The sequence below is a fragment of the Okeania sp. SIO2B9 genome (genome assembly GCF_010672505.1).
Taxonomy (GTDB): Bacteria; Cyanobacteriota; Cyanobacteriia; order Cyanobacteriales; family Microcoleaceae; genus Okeania; species Okeania hirsuta.
In genome coordinates, this window is sequence record NZ_JAAHGK010001247.1 from 1 (window position 1) to 2,248 (window position 2,248).

Annotated in this window: 2 protein-coding genes; both read left to right on the forward strand. The window is 37.5% G+C overall.

The features are described 5' to 3' along the window. Positions 1-474 precede the first annotated feature (474 nt). On the forward strand, positions 475-1,122 hold the full coding sequence (locus F6K13_RS29425) for a histidine phosphatase family protein (protein ID WP_124154290.1): 648 nt from the start codon (positions 475-477) through the stop codon (positions 1,120-1,122). A 154-nt stretch (positions 1,123-1,276) separates the two neighbouring features. Then, positions 1,277-2,038: a YebC/PmpR family DNA-binding transcriptional regulator gene (locus tag F6K13_RS29430; RefSeq protein ID WP_124143729.1), complete on the forward strand. Its 762-nt coding sequence runs from the start codon at positions 1,277-1,279 to the stop codon at positions 2,036-2,038. Positions 2,039-2,248 lie beyond the last annotated feature (210 nt).

Below are 2,248 nucleotides of genomic sequence, written 5' to 3' on the forward strand. Positions count from 1 at the left end.
ACCAAAATAAAAGGAACTGGATCAAAAAAAAGAATTTAAGGGAACAAAAAAAAAAAGTTTCCCCAAGTGAAAGAGGCTGAAACTAATACAACACACAAACCAATAAAATAATCATTAACGAACAAGTTAATACTTAATTTATCCATCTATAACATTAGCAGCTATTTCAGTTTTTTTATGTGAAGATCCGATGAAGATACTGAACAGTTTTATGAAGATTTTGTAAAGACACAGCAGATATATCACTTTTGTCCTGAAAAGAATGCCAAATGTAATAAAGTGATGTGACAATAGTCAAGATTTCAAAGAGGGTTTTCAAATAGATAGACTACAGTTGTCAAAGCATTCTCCTACTGCCTACTCTGTAAGGACATTTTGAAAGTCTGCTGTTCCCTGTTCCCTATTCCCTATTTCCTAGCGCGTAGCCCTGTAATTGCTATATATTTAAAATTGCAATCTGCAACAGATGAACCTATGTTTCAACAAACAGTCTGGATAGCAAGGCACGGAAACCGCATCGACTTCGTAAACCCCGAATGGTTTAACACTGCTGAAAGACCATACGATCCTCATCTGTCGGATGATGGTGTCATTCAAGCCAAACAACTGGCAAACCGTTTAGTTGGGGAAAATATCACTCAAATTTTTTCCTCTCCCTTTCTGCGAACCGTACAAACTGCCAATGAAGTAGCAGAAGTTCTTGATTTACCTATTAAACTAGATTGGGGCTTGTGTGAATGGTTAAATCCAGAATGGATGCCTGCTATGCCAGAAACTCTATCCCTAGAAATAATGGCCAAAGCTTACAAAAGAATAGATCTTTCTTACAATGCAGGCACTCCCCAATATCCTGAAACTTGGGAAGCTTGTATGAAGCGCACTGGAGAAACTTCTCAAGGTCTAGTGGCACAGTTTCCCACAGAAAATATTTTATTACTGGGGCACGGAGCTTCAGTTATTGGCACTGCTGCAGGATTAGTAGGTGAAATTGCTAAGATGGAAATCAAAGCCTCTGTTTGTTGTTTAGTTAAAATTGTTCGTGAAAAACAACAATGGGTCATGGAATTAAGTGGGGATACTTCTCATCTAGATAATATAGAAACCAATGTCAGGTTTGTTTAGCCTAACTCATAGTTGAGTTTTGAGGAAAGCCATAAAAAGCGTTAAAATATAATTTCGATAGAAGTTTGATAACTATTGTACCAGGATTTTTATGCCTGTGAATAGTTATCAACATTAGTGATGAAAATGTATTTTTTTTACGCTATTTGATTTTATGGCAGGACACAGTAAATGGGCGAATATTAAACGCCAAAAAGCTAGAGTTGATGCCGTTAAAGGCAAAGTGTTCGCTAAAATTTCTCGCCAGATCATTGTTGCTGCCCGTAGTGGGGCTGATCCGGCTGGTAATTTTCAGTTGCGTACAGCGATAGATAAGGCAAAGGTGGCAGGTATTCCCAATGATAATATCGAGCGGGCGATCGCTAAAGGTTCTGGTCAGTTCAATGATGGTAATGAACTTGAGGAAATTCGTTATGAAGGTTATGGGCCAGGTGGGATAGCGATTCTGATTGAGGGACTTACAGATAATCGTAACCGTACAGCAGCAGACCTCAGAAGTGCATTTACTAAAAATGGAGGTAATTTAGGTGAGACTGGTTGCGTAAGTTGGATGTTTAACCACAAGGGTGTGGTGACTATTACAGGGTCTGTTGATGAGGATGAATTATTGGAAGCATCTGTTGAAGGAGAAGCGGAATATTATGAAATGATTTCTGAAGAAGATTTTCAGGGTGCAGAGGTATTTACTGAAACTACTAATTTGGAAAATCTTAGTCAGATGCTACGAGGTAAAGGTTTTGATGTGAGTGAAGTTGAGTTTCGATGGATTGCTAGTAATACTGTTGAGGTGACAGAATCAGACCAGGCACGATCACTCCTCAAGTTAATGGATGCTCTTGACGATCTTGATGATGTGCAGAATGTGACAGCTAATTTTGATATAGCAAATGAACTTATTTCTGCTGCTTTAGTTTAGATTATTTTTTCCCAGATAATTCTGGGAACAATCTAACTATAATTAAAAGCATAAACTCTCATGGAAATAAAGATGGTTTTTCAACTGGAATCTCAAAAGCACTCAACTGTGTTGGATATCAACTATCCATCAGCACAGTCTTAAATGGTAATTTTTTATTATTTACCGCACATAAAATCATTGATTCCAGATGATCTATTTTTGTTTTTT

Bases quoted from the DNA above. Each gene is read 5' to 3' on its own strand.
- F6K13_RS29425 (WP_124154290.1), top strand. From the start codon at position 475: ATGTTTCAACAAACAGTCTGGATAGCAAGGCACGGAAACCGCATCGAC.
- F6K13_RS29430 (WP_124143729.1), top strand. From the start codon at position 1,277: ATGGCAGGACACAGTAAATGGGCGAATATTAAACGCCAAAAAGCTAGA.